This window comes from Arthrobacter sp. 2762 (genome assembly GCF_040548745.1).
In the GTDB taxonomy this organism is placed as follows: Bacteria; Actinomycetota; Actinomycetes; order Actinomycetales; family Micrococcaceae; genus Arthrobacter.
The window spans coordinates 11663-27695 of the sequence record NZ_JBEPSI010000018.1 but is presented as its reverse complement, the minus strand read 5'-3'; the positions used below and the strand labels follow the sequence as shown (position 1 = coordinate 27695).

Annotated in this window: 14 protein-coding genes; 5 read left to right on the top strand and 9 right to left on the bottom strand. The window is 59.8% G+C overall.

Annotated features, from left to right (window positions below):
• Positions 1 to 81: 81 nt before the first annotated feature.
• From ABIE18_RS21615 to ABIE18_RS21580, 8 genes are all read right to left on the bottom strand, one after another.
• Positions 82 to 831 carry an SDR family NAD(P)-dependent oxidoreductase gene (locus ABIE18_RS21615; protein WP_499724567.1) on the bottom strand — a complete coding sequence of 250 codons (750 nt, stop codon included), beginning with the start codon at positions 829 to 831 and terminating at the stop codon, positions 82 to 84.
• Positions 828 to 1964, bottom strand: a complete 1137-nt coding sequence (locus ABIE18_RS21610; RefSeq protein WP_499724566.1) for a Gfo/Idh/MocA family protein — start codon at positions 1962 to 1964, stop codon at positions 828 to 830. Before ABIE18_RS21610 ends, ABIE18_RS21615 begins: the two co-directional genes overlap by 4 nt.
• A gap of 136 nt (positions 1965 to 2100) precedes the next feature.
• Entirely contained in the window at positions 2101 to 3366 is a 1266-nt protein-coding gene (locus tag ABIE18_RS21605; RefSeq protein ID WP_499724565.1) for an MFS transporter, read from the bottom strand.
• A 190-nt stretch (positions 3367 to 3556) separates the two neighbouring features.
• Positions 3557 to 4549: a Gfo/Idh/MocA family protein gene (locus ABIE18_RS21600; RefSeq protein ID WP_499724564.1), complete on the bottom strand. Its 993-nt coding sequence runs from the start codon at positions 4547 to 4549 to the stop codon at positions 3557 to 3559.
• Positions 4549 to 5448 (bottom strand): sugar phosphate isomerase/epimerase family protein, encoded by a 900-nt coding sequence (locus ABIE18_RS21595; protein ID WP_499724563.1) that lies wholly within the window; start codon positions 5446 to 5448, stop codon positions 4549 to 4551. The genes ABIE18_RS21600 and ABIE18_RS21595 overlap by 1 nt, the downstream gene beginning before the upstream one ends.
• 3 nt (positions 5449 to 5451) lie before the next feature.
• On the bottom strand, positions 5452 to 6018 hold the full coding sequence (locus ABIE18_RS21590) for a VOC family protein (protein ID WP_499724562.1): 567 nt from the start codon (positions 6016 to 6018) through the stop codon (positions 5452 to 5454).
• The gene (locus ABIE18_RS21585) at positions 6015 to 7010 is read right to left on the bottom strand and encodes a LacI family DNA-binding transcriptional regulator (RefSeq protein ID WP_499724561.1); all 996 of its coding nucleotides are present in this window, start codon (positions 7008 to 7010) and stop codon (positions 6015 to 6017) included. Before ABIE18_RS21585 ends, ABIE18_RS21590 begins: the two co-directional genes overlap by 4 nt.
• Positions 7003 to 7905 (bottom strand): Gfo/Idh/MocA family protein, encoded by a 903-nt coding sequence (locus ABIE18_RS21580; protein ID WP_499724560.1) that lies wholly within the window; start codon positions 7903 to 7905, stop codon positions 7003 to 7005. The genes ABIE18_RS21585 and ABIE18_RS21580 overlap by 8 nt, the downstream gene beginning before the upstream one ends.
• A 224-nt stretch (positions 7906 to 8129) precedes the next feature.
• Here ABIE18_RS21580 and ABIE18_RS21575 point away from each other — a divergent pair, with 224 nt between their 5' ends.
• The 5 genes from ABIE18_RS21575 (at position 8130) to ABIE18_RS21555 (ending at position 13034) form a co-directional block, all read left to right on the top strand.
• Positions 8130 to 8777, top strand: coding sequence for a bifunctional 4-hydroxy-2-oxoglutarate aldolase/2-dehydro-3-deoxy-phosphogluconate aldolase (locus tag ABIE18_RS21575; protein ID WP_499724559.1), 648 nt, complete (start codon positions 8130 to 8132; stop codon positions 8775 to 8777).
• On the top strand, positions 8777 to 9319 hold the full coding sequence (locus tag ABIE18_RS21570; RefSeq protein WP_499724558.1) for a P-loop nucleotide/nucleoside kinase family protein: 543 nt from the start codon (positions 8777 to 8779) through the stop codon (positions 9317 to 9319). The genes ABIE18_RS21575 and ABIE18_RS21570 overlap by 1 nt, the downstream gene beginning before the upstream one ends.
• Before the next feature lie 368 nt (positions 9320 to 9687).
• On the top strand, positions 9688 to 11106 hold the full coding sequence (locus tag ABIE18_RS21565; protein WP_499724557.1) for an MFS transporter: 1419 nt from the start codon (positions 9688 to 9690) through the stop codon (positions 11104 to 11106).
• Between the two features lie 174 nt (positions 11107 to 11280).
• Complete coding sequence (locus ABIE18_RS21560; RefSeq protein ID WP_499724581.1) at positions 11281 to 12093, top strand: sugar phosphate isomerase/epimerase family protein; 813 nt, start codon at positions 11281 to 11283, stop codon at positions 12091 to 12093.
• Positions 12094 to 12242: 149 nt separating this feature from the next.
• On the top strand, positions 12243 to 13034 hold the full coding sequence (locus ABIE18_RS21555) for an SDR family NAD(P)-dependent oxidoreductase (RefSeq protein WP_499724556.1): 792 nt from the start codon (positions 12243 to 12245) through the stop codon (positions 13032 to 13034).
• Positions 13035 to 14113: 1079 nt separating this feature from the next.
• On the opposite strand, the gene ABIE18_RS21550 is transcribed toward ABIE18_RS21555, so the two are convergent.
• Entirely contained in the window at positions 14114 to 15964 is a 1851-nt protein-coding gene (locus ABIE18_RS21550) for a helix-turn-helix domain-containing protein (protein ID WP_499724555.1), read from the bottom strand.
• Between the last annotated feature and the right edge of the window lie 69 nt (positions 15965 to 16033).

The following is a 16033-nucleotide window of genomic DNA, read 5'->3' as shown; positions in this document are numbered from 1 at the left end:
GCATTGAAGCGTTAATGCTGGGGTTGAGTGAGGCAAGGGCACAGCGGCACGAGCGGCCAATGAGAAGCCCTGTCGGGTGCTTCAGGTTCCTATTCCCAAATGTGCTCCGCCTGCCACATCGAGAGACACTCCCGTGATGTAGCGGTTGTCGGGATCAGAAAGGAACAGGATGGCCCGAGCAACTTCATCGGGTTCGGCAAACCGACGCATCGGCAGCTGCGCTGCCCTCTTCGCTCGGTTGGCTGCTGCGTCCGGGCCGGAGTCCCGAGCAAATTGCGCCCACATGGGTGTGTTCACCGGTCCTGGTGCGATCGCGTTCACGGAGATGCCGTTGGGTCCGAGCAGTTCGGCAAAGGACCACATGATGTGGAGGACGGCGAGCTTGCTCGCGTTGTAGGGCAGGTAGTTGAGGCGTGCTTCTTTGGCCGCGACTGAGGACAGGACCACGATGGCGCCGGCGGTGCCGGTCGCAAGCATGGATTTTGCGGTCTCCCGGACCATGGTGAAGGTCGCGGTGGCGTTGATCCTCAGGATGGAGTCGAACTCTTCGGTGGTTGTTTCCATGATGTCAGGGGTGGGGCCAAGCACTCCGGCTGCGTGCACGAGGACATCGACGCGGCCGTATTTGGCTTCGATGTCCTGTATGACCGTTGCGCATTGTTTTTCCGAGGTGATGTCGAGGGGGTAAAACGCCTCCAGGGACTGGTCCTCTTTGGGGGAACGGTCGGCGCCGATGACCATAGCTCCAGCGGCTGTGAGTGCGCTGACTGCAGCGTCACCGATTCCTCCGCTTGATCCGGTTACCAGAACCACCTGGTCTTTGAGGCTCATCGATTCTCTCCGCTCTGGGCGCAGCTTGACTGCAGTGCTCCTGTGGTCGGAGCGTGAGGTGCTTGCTTCATGTTCATTTCCTTACTCGATATTGCTCGGTTCGGCCGGTCCCCATTGGTTCGCGTTCTGTTGATTTCGCGTTCTGTTGATGCTGCGTGATAACCCTCCCTGGCATCGGGGGCTGCCCCTGCCCGGATTGCATCGGCGATCTCTGTGGCGCGGAGTGCCTGGGCGAATGAAACGGCAGGCGTTTCACCCGCACAGAACCTCAGTGCCGCTTCTGCCTGGCGGAGGAAGAGGTCGGAAGGCTCAAGGTTTTTCTCGTGTTGTCCGCCGTCACGGTCCCACACGTGAAGGGAATCGTTTGACCACAACATCCGGCCGCCATTGGCAAGGACATCGATAGTCAGGCTCCAATCGCCCTGGTTGAGACCTTCGGGTTCTTGCCAAGGGGACCAGTAACTCTGCAGGGTGAACACCACTCCAGAGGGGAATTCGAGGGTGGAGACCACGTGTTCTGACACCGGAGATCCGTAAAGGCTGTTGCTGGCCCTGGTGGCCAGGACCTTCGGGTCACCCTTGACCCACGACGAAACCAGTTCTATAGCGTGAATGCCGTTCACTACCGCAACGCCGCCCTCCTTGGGATCGGCACGCCATGAGTCAACGTTCTGCTTATGGGCAACCGAACGAACAGTAATGGCAATAACGTCGTTATCGCTGACCCACTGCGATACGAATGGAACGCCTGGATGCTGGTGGAGTGTGTAACCCACCATGAGCCGTTCATTCACTCCGGAAGCGGCGGCCATGATGGCAGCACCTTCTGCATCTGCCGCCACCGGTTTCTCCGACAGCACCCGGAATCCCCTGTTCAACAGATCCGCACAGACGGCCGGTTGCAAAGTTGTTGGCAACGCCACGACGACCAGGTCAAGGTGATCAGGCAGCTCCAGGGCGCTGGGCACCAACTGCGCACCCAGCTCCTGTGCCAGCGCGAACCCCCGCTCGTCCTGCTCCACAAGGTGGGTGACATTTGCACCGGCTTTGGCGAATGCCCGGGCATGCCGGGATCCAGCCCAGCCGGCAGCTCCCACCACAGCGACGCACGGTGCCTGTGCCGCCGTCGTCATGATGCGGGTCCTGCGAAGGTCAAGCCTAGGGTGACAGCGTAAGTCATGAAATCTCTCCCTTGAGTTCATTCAAAATGTCGATGAGAGCGGTTGCATTAATGGGCGGCACCCAACATTTGGTGCCGCAGTAAGGGTGTCAAGGGCCTTTATTTTCGATTCTGGGGCGGGGAGTCTCCGCTGTCAGCGTCAACTTCCGTTCTGCATCGTTCTGCCGTTGCCTTTTGCCTGGTTTTTGATCCTTCGGACCCGGCGGGTGATCTTCAAGCATGCGTGGCTTGTTGACCATGATTGCCCCTGCCACAAGCACCACGAGCCAGGCACCGAGCATGCCAAATGAGGGCAGCCAGCCGTCCCCTGGACCGTGCAGGAGCGCGAAAAGGAAAGGGCCGACGCTTGCGAAGGCGTAGCCGGTCCCCTGGGCGAACGCGGATAAACTTCCCGAGCCGGATTGCGTTCGTGTTCGCTTGTTGATCATGGTGAACGCAAAGGAATAAGCGCCTTGGCCCAGGCCCGCAATGACGACCCAGACAGCTGCAGAGGCTGGTGGGGCGAAGATTATGCCTGCATAACCGACGGCAAATGCGAGGACAAAGAGGATTGCCACAGGTAGCGGGCGTGGCATTCTTACAACAATCACGGGCACAACCAGGGCGACCGGCAAGGCGAGGATTGAATAGAGTGCCAGCATGGATCCAGCAGCTTCCTGTCCCATCCCTCTGTCGACAAGAACAGCAGGAAGCCAAGCGAGCGCCGCAAAAGTATTGCTGGAGCAACCAGCAAAGATCAATGCAGTGCCCCAGCCGATTGATGATCTCCAAGTTTTGACCGGGTTCGCAGGGGGCGACGCCCTATCGTTGGCTGGTGAGGTCCGGGAGTGGGCAACGGTCCGGTTGGCCACTAGAAGAATCAGCCAAGGGATCGCAGCAAACGCACTGAGGGCAGCCCAGATACCTATGGAGAACCGCCAGCCATAAAGAGTCCCCAAGGGGATGGCAAATTGGGCGGCCACAGCCGTGCTGACACCCAGGAGCGTGACATGGAGCGCTGCGAGAATCCCGATTCTGTCGGGAAAGTACTTCATCAACAGAGGCGGAGCCACGACATTGACCAAGCCAATCCCGAGCATGGCGAAGCAGGTGAACACCAAGAACGCCAACACGTTCCATCCCACCGCGCGGCCGACCTGACCAAATGTTGTCAGCAGGATGGCAATCAGTAGCAGGTGTTCGAGCTGGATACGCCGCAGGAGCGGCAGCGCAAAGAAACCCATCACTGCGAAGGCGGCGGTCGGCAGCATCCCAAGGATCCCTGTGGTTACCGCGTCGAAGGGAAGGTCGGCGCCTATTTGTCCAAGGAGCGGGGACACTGCCGACACCGCTTCTCTGGCGCTGAAGGCAACCATCAGGATGCCTGCAAACGCAGCGAGTCGCCCCCGAAACGGCCGTCTCTCCGCACGCGTGTCTTGTGGTGCACCCTTACGCAGGCGAGGCAGAGCTATGTTGCACCTCCCTATATCCGATCGGTTTGCTCAGGCCACCGGTTCCAAAGAGGCCGCATCAGATGCCTGTGCAACTTTGGTAGAGGTGGAAGGTTCAGCTTGCGTTGACTGCGTGGCTAGCCCACTCGCGGCCGGTCTGCTCCTTTGTCGGTAACCCCGCGGCTGCGAGAATCTGGTCCAGCAGACGTTGGGTGTGAACGGCTTCGCGGCCCGAGGTAAGCGGCTGTGCCCTGTCAGCGACCCGATCAAGGAAGTGGTGAACGGCGGCAGAGAACCCGAGGGTGTCTGTCGCGGTTGCCCAGCCGTACGCTTCGGCGCTCAGCTCCCGCGACGTCGTGACGCCGTTGACAGTCGTCGAGACCGTCTCAGGTGCCCTGACTTCGACGGTCTTTCCGTCGCCGTAGGCGTCCAGCTTTTCATTCCAAGCGCCCGCCGTCCGGGCTGCCATCAGGAGGCCCGTGTTGCCTGTGCTGAAGCGGATGGTTGCTGCGACGCCGTCTTCTTCCCAGGGATCCTCACCTGCGGCGTGGGCCGCCACATGTTCCGGTTCGCCTCCGCAGTACCAGCGCAGGAGATCGACCATGTGGATGGCGTTCTCGAACGTCGCGCGGTATTCGGACCCTGGGCGGTTCTTTTGGGCAACGCAGAAGGTGGCACCCTTGTCGCCAAAAGCTTCCCGGCCGGCCGTGTAAACGGGCGCATAACGGCGGTTAAAGTCAACCATCAGTATCCGTCCCCGCTCGTCGGCTAGATCGGCCAGACGTTCTGCCTCCTCGGTCGCTGGGGCCAGAGGCTTCTCGCAGAACACGTCCACGTCACGGCTGAGGCAAAGCTGGACGGCGTGGGCGTGCTCGGAACGTGGGGTCAGCACGAAGACGGCATCCAGTTCCTGGCCGGCCAGCATGTCCTCCACCGATTTGTAGGCGGCGTTGAAGCCCCAGCGTCGGACCAGGCTGCTCGGATCTTCGCGCCGGGAAACCAGGGCAGCCAACTCAACGTCGTCGCGTTGGACGAGGGTAGGCAGTTGGGCGATGGTGGCGATGTTGCCTGCGCCGATAACTCCAACGCGGAGACGGGTGGTGTTCATCAGGCATTCCTCACTTCAGCCAGATCAGAGAGCATTGAGCGCAGGACGGAGACAGATTCCCGGAATCCATCTTCGGGCGCGGGGAGGTCTTGCGGGTGCCAACGGTACTCGAGCTCGATGCTCAGTACGTCGTCGTAGCCGTGCTGAAGCAGCGCGGCCAGGATCTGGGACCACGGAATAACGCCGCTTCCGACGACGCGGGAACGGACTGCCCGCTCTGAGGCGTTGACTCTGGCCGTTTCCGTGGCACGAAAGGCCGCGTTGGGGTCCGTGAAGACAAGGTCTTTCACATGGACGTGACCGATCAGGTCGCCTTGAACAGCGAAGGCTTCTTCGTAGTTTTCGTCGTGCGTGAAGGTCAGGTTCGCCTGGTCGTAGAGCACGCGGACAGACGGCAGCGCAATTTCCCGGACCAGGGCCGCTGTGTCCGCTGCGGTCTGGGTCATGGTGCCGAAGTGGTTTTCGACGCAAAGACGGACACCGGCCTGCTGGGCTTCGGGTGCAAGGGTCTCCAAGGCCTTTCGCAACTGTCCCCACCGCGCGGCGTGATCGGTGTCTCCGGGGTGCCAGGAACCAGCGTAGACACGGACCCGGTCAGCGCCGAGCAGTTGTGCGGTTTCTATGGCGCCACGGAATTCATCGACTGCTGCGCGCCATTCGGTGTCGTCCAGTGAGTTGATGGCGGTGGTGTAGGGCGTCAGACCGACGATTGGTACGCCTTCGCCTTCGGCCGCTTTCAGCGCCTCCATCGCCGAGCGCCGGTCCCCCAAGGGCAAACCGGACTTGTAGTCATCCTGGTAGATGACCTCGGCGGCATCGAGCCCTGCGGCCCGGAAGAGACTTAGTGCTTGGGGAACCGTGTGGTTCGGGGTACCTAGTGTGTGACCCGCTAGCCGCATTGTTCATGTCCTTTCTGAAGTGTTTGGAGCTGCCGTCCAGTCCGCGGGACCGACCAGCCGGGGCGGGGCTGCGACGCGGGATCGGTCCACGATTTCCATCAGCAGTCCCCAGGGGGTGACGAAGTAGGTCCAGCGGTTGCCAGCTACGCGCGGGCTGTCGCCGGCGACTTCCTTGCGCTCACCGAGCACCCGCACCCCAGGTGTTTCCTGCAGTACAGCGATGGCCTCGTCGACGTCGTCCACGACGAAGCACAGGTGGTGCCCGCCCGCATCGCAATGCCTCGGTGGCGTCTCCCGCCGCTCAGCACTGCTCCATTCGAAAAGCTCGATGTTGAGGTTCGGTGGCAGGCGGAGCATGGCAAGCGTGAGCCTGGCGTCTGATGGGACTTCGAAGTTTGTAGGCATGAATTCTTCGTCGGGCCCGCGTTCGGAGCGGTATAGCTCTTCGGCTCCGAGGACCTCGACGAAGAACCGGATGCCTTCTTCAAGGTTTGGAACCGTCAGGCCGACGTGGTCCGTGTGTTGGACCCCCGGCAGGCGTCGGAACGCCGGCTCCCCTCCCCCGCTCATTTTCGGAGCTCCGAGGTGGAGCCACGGACCAGGAGCTCGGGTTCCAGGACAATATGGTCCACGGAACCGTCACCATTCTGCTTCTCCGCCAGTTCGATCGCGATATGTCCCATGTCAGCGATCGGCTGCCGCACTGTTGTGAGGGGAGGGTTGAAGCGGGCACCGAGAGCGAGCCCATCGAACCCGATGACCGACACATCGTCCGGTACCCGCAGGCCACTCCGGCCGAGCGCCGAGATCACTGCAAAGGCCACCATGTCATTGGCCGCAATGATCGCTGTGGGCGGATTGTCCATTTCCAGGAAATGCTCTGCCCCGCGGGTGCCCGCATCAAGATCTGAGCCGCTGTCCAGTACAACTGGCAGGCTGCCGCTTTGTGCGGTGAGTTCCAGATAGGCGTCCATCCGGTCCTGGGCGGTATGTGTCCCGGCGATACCGGATACGTAGCCGATTGAGGTGTGCCCCAGGGAATGCAGATGATCCAGCGCCAGCATGATCCCTTTGCGGCTGTCGACGGTGACTGTAGGAACGGACTCGTCACCTTCCACGCGGTCAATCACCACCACCTTGTGGCCGAAGGCAAAACGCTTCAGCGCCTCGGTATCCACCTTCGTGGAGGGCGCCACAATCCCGAACGGCGCATACATCGCCTGCATGGCCGTGAAGTATCCATCGGATTTGGCCGGGTCACCGTTGGTGACGCATAGCATGAGCTGATAGCCACGCTCGTCAGCTGCCTGTGTCATCGTCTTGGCAAGTTCCGCGAAGAACGGGTTCGTAATGTCAGGGACGATCAGAGGGATGATGGTGCTGGTCTTTCGACGGAGCGCCTGTGCCAGCGGACTCATGGTGTAGCCGAGTCCCTCGGCAACCCGGAGGATGTGCTCGCGCGTTTCACTCTTCACCGCTTCAGGGCGTGAGAACGCCCGGGAGACCGTTGACCGGTGGACACCGGCAGCTTTTGCAACGACGTCGATACTCAAGTCAGACATGTTCGTTTCCTCCGTGCTGGTCGTCATAGGCCAGCCAAATGGGGCGCATGACATCTTCGAGCTGGGCCAGCGTGGGCAGGCCCCGGAATCCATCTTCCAGCGTCCGGGCGACGTTCCGCACAAACGGATCGTAGAGCGGGTCGCTGTCCACATTGATTTCGTCGGTCTCCGTAGTTCCGTCCAGTGCGGTAAAAGTTGCTGTGCCATCGGAATTAACGGAGGCGAATCCGGCCTCACCCACTGAGGTAAAGCTGCAATACCGCTTCAACGGGGACCCAGGGAATGCGTAGCCAACTTCCACAATGGCTTCCCGCCCCTCCGGCGTCGTGATGATGAGACTGGCATGATCCTCAACGGCTTGGCGGTGAAGCGTTGAAGAGAGGCGCGAATCCACCTGCGCTGCCGGCTCATCGCAACCTCGGAGAAACAGATCAACGAAATGTGGACCAAGGTTCGCCAGGCAGCCTCCCCCGGCTTTGACCGGATCGAGCATCCAAGGATTGGCATTGTCAAGATACCGCGACGGTGGACCAGCAATGAATGAGGCCCTCTGATAGCTGGGGCGGCCTGCCTTTGCAAGCCATTTCTCTGTGGGTCCACCGCGCTGAACCAGGGGCACAGTGGCTGGTACACCGGCTGATTCGGCGGCTTGGCGGACCCTGGAAAGCTCGTCAAGGGAAGTGCCCAAGGGCTTTTCCACGACGAACGGAATTCCCCGCTCAATCAAGGCCATGCACTTTTCTGCCATACCCTCGTGGGGACCAAAGACATATGCGAGGCCGACGTCGGGAAGATCAACCAGCTTCCGCCAATCGACTTCAGCCGTTGCGTCCCAGCGAGCGGCCAGTTCCTTTACCTGCACACGGGATACATCCTCGTCGCCTACTCCAATCACTTCGTGTTCTTCAGCGATAGCTTGCGCGCAGAGTGGAACATGCCAGTGGGAAGCGCCAAGAACAATTGTTCGTACATGAGTCAACCGCAATACCCCCTTGTATGAGATCGGTTGCTGAGATCGGTTGCAATAACACTATGGATGGTGGGAGAGTTTGTCAACGAAACATCAATAGAGCCGGGCCGCTCGATAGAAAAGATGCCCCCGGCCAGAGAGAGGCCGCCATGAACAAGAAACTTCGCACCCTGCAAACAATCCACGAATCCGGAGCCGTCCTGATCGTCCGACTGGATAACGCCGAAGTCGCCGAAAAGGTCGCGGAGGCCGCCATCGAGGGAGGCTTCCGGGCCCTGGAGATCACCCTTTCGATTCCCGGTGCCGTCGACGTGATCCGCAGGCTGGCCGCCAAGCACGGACCCAGCGGCGTCGCGGTCGGCGCAGGGACTGTGCTCGATGAGCACGCCGCTTACGAGTGCATTCGCGCCGGCGCCGAGTTCCTGGTCAGCCCCCAGCTGAACCCCGCGATGATCCGCACAGCAAACCGGTATCAGGTACCAACGATCAGCGGAGCCTACACACCGACGGAATTCGTTGAGTCCGCCGAGGCAGGCGCTGACATCCTCAAGCTCTTCCCCACCGAGGCCGGCGGGGTGGCCTATGCGAAAGCAGTGCTGGCACCACTGGCACATCTGCCCATCATGCCTGCAGGCGGTGTAACTCTGGAAAATGTGCACGAATGGTTCGCCGCAGGCGTGGCAGGTGTCGGTGTGGGCAGCTACGTGACAAAAGCATGGCAGCCGGACGGCGACTTTACCCGCGTCACCGAAGCAGCCCGTTCTTTCCTCGCTGCCGTAGCAGAGGCCCGCCGATAATGTCCCCGGAAGTCTTCATCGTCATTGGACCGGCTGGCTCAGGAAAAACGACCATTGCCCAACAAACGGCTGAGAAGCATCAAGCGGCGTACCTTGACAAGGACCGCGTGAGCGGCCGCTTTGTCGAGTTCGCACTGACGGCCACGGGCCATGACCCAACCGACCGCGAGTCCAATGACTACTATCGCGACAACCTGCTGCCCCTTGAGTACGAAACCCTCATGGATGTGGCAGGAGTCAACCTGCGCCTCGGCCGGTCCGTGGTCCTCGACGCCCCTTTTGGGGCCTATTTCAGTGACCCCGACTACTTGACCCGCGCGGCAGAAAGCTTCCAATGGCCGCCGTCCACGATCACCGTAGTCCGGGTCCGCGTGCCTAAAGACGTTCTGCGTACTCGGCTTATCCACCGCGGACTGGAACGAGACCAGTGGAAACTTGCCCACTGGGATGACTACTGGTCCCTCTATGGCCGACTGGAGTGCACTTGGTCTGGAGTGCAATACCTGGACTTCAACAACGAGGCACCTCTTCACACATCGTGAACCGACGCGACCTCGTTACAACCTGAGATTGATCAGCACCTGCAGCACTGGGGCCTTGTTTTGCCCACGCCCCAAGTCCCAGCCTGAAATTCCGCCACGCGACCGCGTTTAGACGTTGACAAGGTTTACATCTCATCCGTATCGTTGCTTGCAACCGATCTCAGCAACCGATCTCATTCATAGTTTGGGAGGCTGAATAAGCTCCTTTCAACTTGAAGTCAGGCACAGCCCGAAGCGCTGAACCGACCGCCGGTCCTGGCAGGCGGTTGTCCCATGAGCGGACTTATGGCCGGGCGTAACCGGCACGCCGACGTGTCCGGGACTTCTCAAATACCCCTCTGCAACAATCGTGAAATATGGAGAGTTCAATGAAGACCTCAAAAGAAGCTGACGGCGGACTGGCCGCTTCAGAGCTTCCCGAAGTGACGAAGCACCCCCGCCGCACCCTCAACATGGTGGCAGGTACAATCGGACATTTCGTTGAATGGTACGACTGGTACATTTACGGGCTACTGGCTGCGGTGTTCTCGTCACAGATATTTCCCAGCGATTCTCAGTTTGCCTCGCTCATTGCAGCACTACTCACCTACGCGGTCGGGTTTATTGTACGTCCGCTCAGTGGCATAATCGTCTCGCCGCTGGCCGACCGCTTCGGCCGGCGCGTCATTCTCACCATGTCCATTTCCGGGATGGCCCTCGGCTCGCTCATCATCGGCCTTACGCCGTCATTTGCGACCATCGGCTACGCGGCGCCGGTTCTCTTTTTGTTTGCCCGCATCCTTCAAGGCATCTCGGCCGGCAGTGAAGGGCAGAGCGCCATCGCCTTCATGGTTGAACACGCTCCGGCGCACCGGAGAGGGCTGTTTGGTTCCTTCACGAACATGGCGAGCGGCCTCGCGACCCTTGCAGCAACCGGCGCAGCAGCGATGGTGACGTCCTCCTTTACTCCGGCAGACCTCGCCGCCTGGGGCTGGCGCATCCCCTTCGTCGTAGGCGGTATCCTCGGGATCGTCGGCCTCATCATGCGCGCCCGCGCTGAAGAAACACCCGAATTTGAGGCGGGCGCCCTCGTGGATCAAAAAACTGCCGCTGCCCGCCTCATGGACCTGCTTCGCGAACACCCAAAGGCGCTGCTGCAGGCAGCAGCACTCTCGGCCCCGGCCGTGGCCTACTACACGTGGGCGACGTTCCTCCCCACCTACGCCAAGCTGACTTCTGGCCGGGATCTGCCCTCCACACTGGCCGGCAGCGTTATCGGGCTAGCACTACTGGTGGTCATCGTTCCCGTCTGCGGTGCGCTCTCAGATCGGCTCGGGCGCCGCAAAATCTTCCCGATTATCGGCGCCATCGGCATGATTGTGCTCTTCTACCCCTTGCTTCTGCTCCTGAACCAGCCGGGTTTCGGTGTGTACGTGCTGGTATCCGCGTCCGGGTGGGTGGTTCTTGGTATCTGGCAGTCGGTTTATCCAACCATTCAAGCGGAGCTGTTCCCAGCATCCGTCCGAGTATCGGGCATCGGCTTCGCGCACCAGATTGTGATTGCTGTCTTTGGCGGAACCGCTCCGTTGATCGCAGCTGCATTCGTTGGCGCTGGACAGCCAATGCTTGTCGCTGTTTATATGATCGTCGTCGTCGCCCTGAGCCTCGTGGTCTACTTCACTCTGCCGGAGACCGGAAACCGCGGTGACCGTGTCACCGTCGCACTTGCTGACCCTGAGGTACTCGAGGGCGAACATTTGGCGGCAAGCACCCCGCGGGCTGCCAACGAGGTCAAGAGTTCCCGCTAGCCATGCTCTCCCTTGAGAGGCGGCCATACGACGCTAAAGGCGGGGATCACCCGTCCGAGCCATCGGGCCGCCTCGCTACTGGCAACGACGCCCTGCATGGGATCGGAATTTACAGTTGCTGATGGACGCTTTCTACATTGACGCCGAATTGAGAGGACCCTCCGAGTGAACCAAATGATTATTAACACTTTTTCCTACCTATGGTCATCCACGGCAATAGATGCGATTGCGGAGTTGGTCGGAAACGGGTATAAAACCTTTGAGGTTCCAGTTAGCTCTCCACATTGTTGGCCGGATGAAATCTCCAAAGCCGAGCGCTCCGAAATTTACAGCCGCCTCAATGAATACGGCGCCACAATCAGGTCGCTTAATGCCGGTGGATACGACATCAATCTCGCCAGCCCTGCAGCAAATATGCGCCAAAAGAGCGTCGAGCACATCAAGTCAGTGATGGAGCTTGCCGAAGGTTGGGGCGTCTCGGAAGTCGTGATATCGCCCGGGACGCGCCGTCCTATGATTTCACCCTCTCTTGAGAAGACCCACGGGTGGTTGCACGAGAGCCTGGAGAGCCTCATTCCGCTGGCCAAACAGGCCGGCACGCGACTCCTCTTCGAAAACACCCCCTATTGTTTCACCCCTACCATCGAGGATCTGGCTGGCGTCGTCAGCACGATCAACGATGACTCGGTCAAGATCGTTTATGACGTCGCCAACGCAGCGTACATAGGTGAGGACCCAGTAAAGAGCCTGCTCTCCCATCACAAATCCATTGGATTGGTGCATATTTCCGATACAGGCACGGAAACCTGGGGTCACGATCCGATCGGAACGGGAGTGATCGACTGGAACGGGCTGGGCAAGGCCGTCAAGGAAACGTGCGGGGTGAGCAACGTTGTTCTTGAGATTATTCGCGAAGAGAACCCTCTGCAGGAATTCAAGACGGCGATGCAGGACCTCAAGGATCAAGGCTGGGAACTCGGGAGCTGACCCGACGCCTGAGATCATGGCGCTTCTGCCGATGATCTACGAGAGAAAATAGTCAATAGGTCACATTGCTCATCGTTCCGCAACGCCAATAGACGTTGGAGGGCACGTAGAAGCTTTGCGATGTGGCCGCTAATAAAGGAGTGAATCCAATGAGAGCTTTGGTTAGTGGCGGAAGCAGCGGTATAGGGGCAGCCGCCTGCCTGAGGATCGCAGAGGCGGCACTTGCCCGTGGCGAACACCCCAGGATAGCTGTAGCGGGCCACGAACTGAACGGCAACCAAGAGCAAGTCGTTCGCTCAATCGAATTAATGGGCGGCACCGCTATTTCTTTGGCGGGAGACCTCGGTGATCCAGAGGTGCCCGGCAAATTGGTAGACGCCGCGGTGGCTGAGTTCGGGGGGCTGGACGCACTGGTTGCGAATGCGGGGATTGCCAATCCTGGCCCGATCTGCGATGTGTCCATCGAGGACTGGGACGACATGTTCTCCGTAAACCTTCGCGGCGCGTGGCTCCTTGCCAAAGCCAGCCACCCGCACTTGCAGCAGAGTCGCGGTTCCGCCTGCTTCACCTCGTCAATGTCAGGTCAGATCCCACACGCTGGATCAGGCGCCTACAGCCCCAGCAAGGCTGCGTTAACTATGCTTGCCCAAACACTCGCTCTGGAATGGGCACCTGAAGGAATCCGCGTCAACGTAGTCTCTCCCGGCATGACTCACACCCGGATGACCGAAAAGATGTATGCCGACCCCCATATCAAGAAGGCCAGGGAAAACATTATTCCCCTGGCTAGAATTGGAGATCCACTGGACATTGCGAATGTGATTGAGTTCCTCATAAGCCCGCTGGCGGGCTACGTCACCGGACAAGACATCTGTGTCGACGGCGGCTTCTCAAAGTCCATTCTGAGCCATATTCCAGGACGACCAAGCTCCAAGTCCTGAAGGCCGAGTTGCACGAGCACACCGTAACATGAGGCCGGCCCCGCCACCGTCACGCTCACCACAGGCTACGCCAGCACGGCGAGTGCCCGGTTCGAAATGCTGGAAAGCAACGTCGAGTTGGCGGGGTCCGATTCGCCGCCGCCGGTGTCAGGCCAAGAAGTGGAACCAGCGACAAACTTCGGCTCCCTCGCTACCAGCACCTCGGGAAAGATCCACACAGAATCCGCGGCCAAACCACTCGTCCCCAAATAACGGCATTAGAGGAGGCGCCGTGTTCATGGCAATAAACATCTTGGATGGCACGGAATGGACCGCCACAGAGTTCGCAGTTCTACTTCCCCAGGAACAAAAATTGGCACGGCAGGAACTGGCATGTCTCTCTTGTGGCGGCCCCGCCGTATTTCGAGCAGGACCGAAGCGCAGGCCGTCTTTCGCCGCTCACCATCAGCAGGACTGCCTGTTGATTGCGCCAGCGTGGAGTGCTTTCAAATACCTGGCGGGCCAGGGATGCGCTCCAGGCCTGAAAGCCGAACATCAATAGAATGAACCCCACGATCGCCAATGTCGTCAGATACTGGTCCAGCTGCGCACGTCCGCCGGGCACTCGGGTTGGTCCACGCCCCGGCCCGACGGCGAACTGCCTCCCAAGCGAGGGATACGCCAAACTCATTCCAAGACGGGACGGAAACGCAAACGCCGACCAAGATCAGTCGCGAGCCACGGCTACATACTATGATGCGAGTCGTGTTCCTGCACTGGACCGAATGGCTTTCGGACCCCACTCGTACCTCCCCAAGTGACCACTTGTCTGGACGGCCAGGTCGGCGATTTCTCAGGGAGATCATTATCTCCACCCAAACAGGCCTATGTTCGAGACGACCTGCTGCGCGGAGAGAATCGCAAACTTCGCTAACGGGCTTGCAATCTGGAGGCCCGCCGTCCGGGATTCGCGCTTCCATTAGGTCGTCGACCGCCTTAACAGGGGCAAGACGGACTTGAAATCATAGGCATCGTAATGGGTGCCGTCGCGGGTTGGGCGGGACAGCTCAGCGGCGGGCTCTCCCTTGAAGTGGGGTTGATTACCTAGTGGGGCGCGGCGCAGCGGTGGTAGTGGTGTCGGCAACGTCACCAATGGCCAATGCTGCCGCGAGGTCCATTGCATGGTCCGGTCGTGAGAGGTCCTTGTGGGTCAGGGTTTGTATGCGACGAAGCCGTTGCGCGACGGTGTTGGGGTGAACCTGTAGAAGGCGCGCTGTGTCAATGCCAATTTGGCCCGCGGAGAAGTAGGTTCTCAGGGTCTTGAGGAGCTCAGTTCCACGGGACTCATCGTGGCTACGGACGGGACCAAGGGATTGTTCCGCGTACCGGAGTAGCTGGCCGGAGTCATCCAGTTGCAACAGCAGACCTACAAGGCCAAGATCGTCGAAAGTAACTGACACGTCAGTCCGCCCAGCCAGAGCGAGCATGTTCAAGGCCCCGGCAGTGGACCGGTAAGCCTTGGGGTACATGCTGAGGCCCCTGATAGGACCACGCGATACGGCGGTCGCACTGGCGCGAGGCCGGCGTGAAGCGGCCATTTTGCGGATTTTCTCGGTTGTCGTTGTTTCCGTCGCAGAATTCTGCAAGGACATGGGCAGCAGCACGACGATCCTGTCGTGGTGGATGGCACAGAGGGGGCGCGGCTTCAAAGTTGAGGCCCAGGCGTTAAGCCTGCGGAGTCCCTGCTGCAGGCACGCGTTAATGTCGTCTTGCGCCACCTCGGACAAAGAAACGCCGACCATCGTATGGTCAACGTTCAAGTCGTGACCCAATCGTTCAGCGCGGGCATGGATAGTATCCAACGCGGAAGGCTCTCCGCTGAGAAGGTCATTCAGGACCTCTCCCTGAAGTCTCCATTGCGCTTCTTCAGCGGTTCGCACCCTAAGGAGTTCAAGAGAAGTAACCACCGTGGCGTGTTCAACGGCGCGCCGCTCGATGGGTGTCAAAGGTCCCGAGTCGGTCACCGTCCAAATACGGGCAACTTCGCTTTCGTTGAGCAGTACCGGAAATACCTCGAAGGAGGGTGAGCGCTCATCCCTCATGCCGGACCTGGTTCCGTCGTCCGGGAATCCGGCGTCGAGATCGGATCGTCCGATCACTGCTCCCTGCAGGTCTTCGATCAATACCGGACGGGATATCAGAATCGAGAGCGCGGCGGCTATGCCTGGAACGCCACCGCCCCTCAATGCAATGTCGGTCAGTTTCTGGTGGATCTCCTCGGACTTTTCCAACAAGTCCCGCTGCTCATGAAGCTCTCGGTTGAGCAGTACCAGTTCTTCTATCCGACTGGCTTCGACGGATCGCAGGCGGGAAGTAGTAAGCGCTATGGCCGCATGGTCGGCAAGCACGGCGAGCAGCGAGATCTCTTGCTGACCAAAATCGTGGGTGCCCCTGCGGTAGCAGTTCAATGTGCCAATAACCCCCTGACTTGACTCCATCAGGGGCACGGAAATCATCGATCGATACCCCTGCTCCCGCGCAACCCCACCCCACGGCGCAAATTGTGGCTCCGCTTGGATGTCTGCAATCGCTACGGGCAAACCCGTTCGAAATGCCTTGCTGGAAGGGGCCTCCTGTTCCACGCCCTGGTCCAAAAGAACCGGGTGATCCGCATTGACCTGTTCTATGTACTCCCTGGACAGGCCACTGGAACCCTCAATAGTGAGCCTTCGACTGGAAGAGTCAGGCAAGAGCACTCCACAGAACTCGTAACCCATAAGCCCAGCAGCGGTTTCAGCTATGAGATTTAGCACCCGATGAAGCGGCTGAGCTGTCACAACCGTCTGAGTGATTGCCCGAACACTCTCCGACCAACGGGGAACTTCGAACGAACGTTGACCTTTCTCCTGCTGGGTATCAGCGCTTGATTGCTCCAGATGGGTGTGGCTCATGTCCTGATTCTATCCCTATGTGTCTGTTCCAACACAGAACGCCAAAAACTATGTTTGCGAATACATATT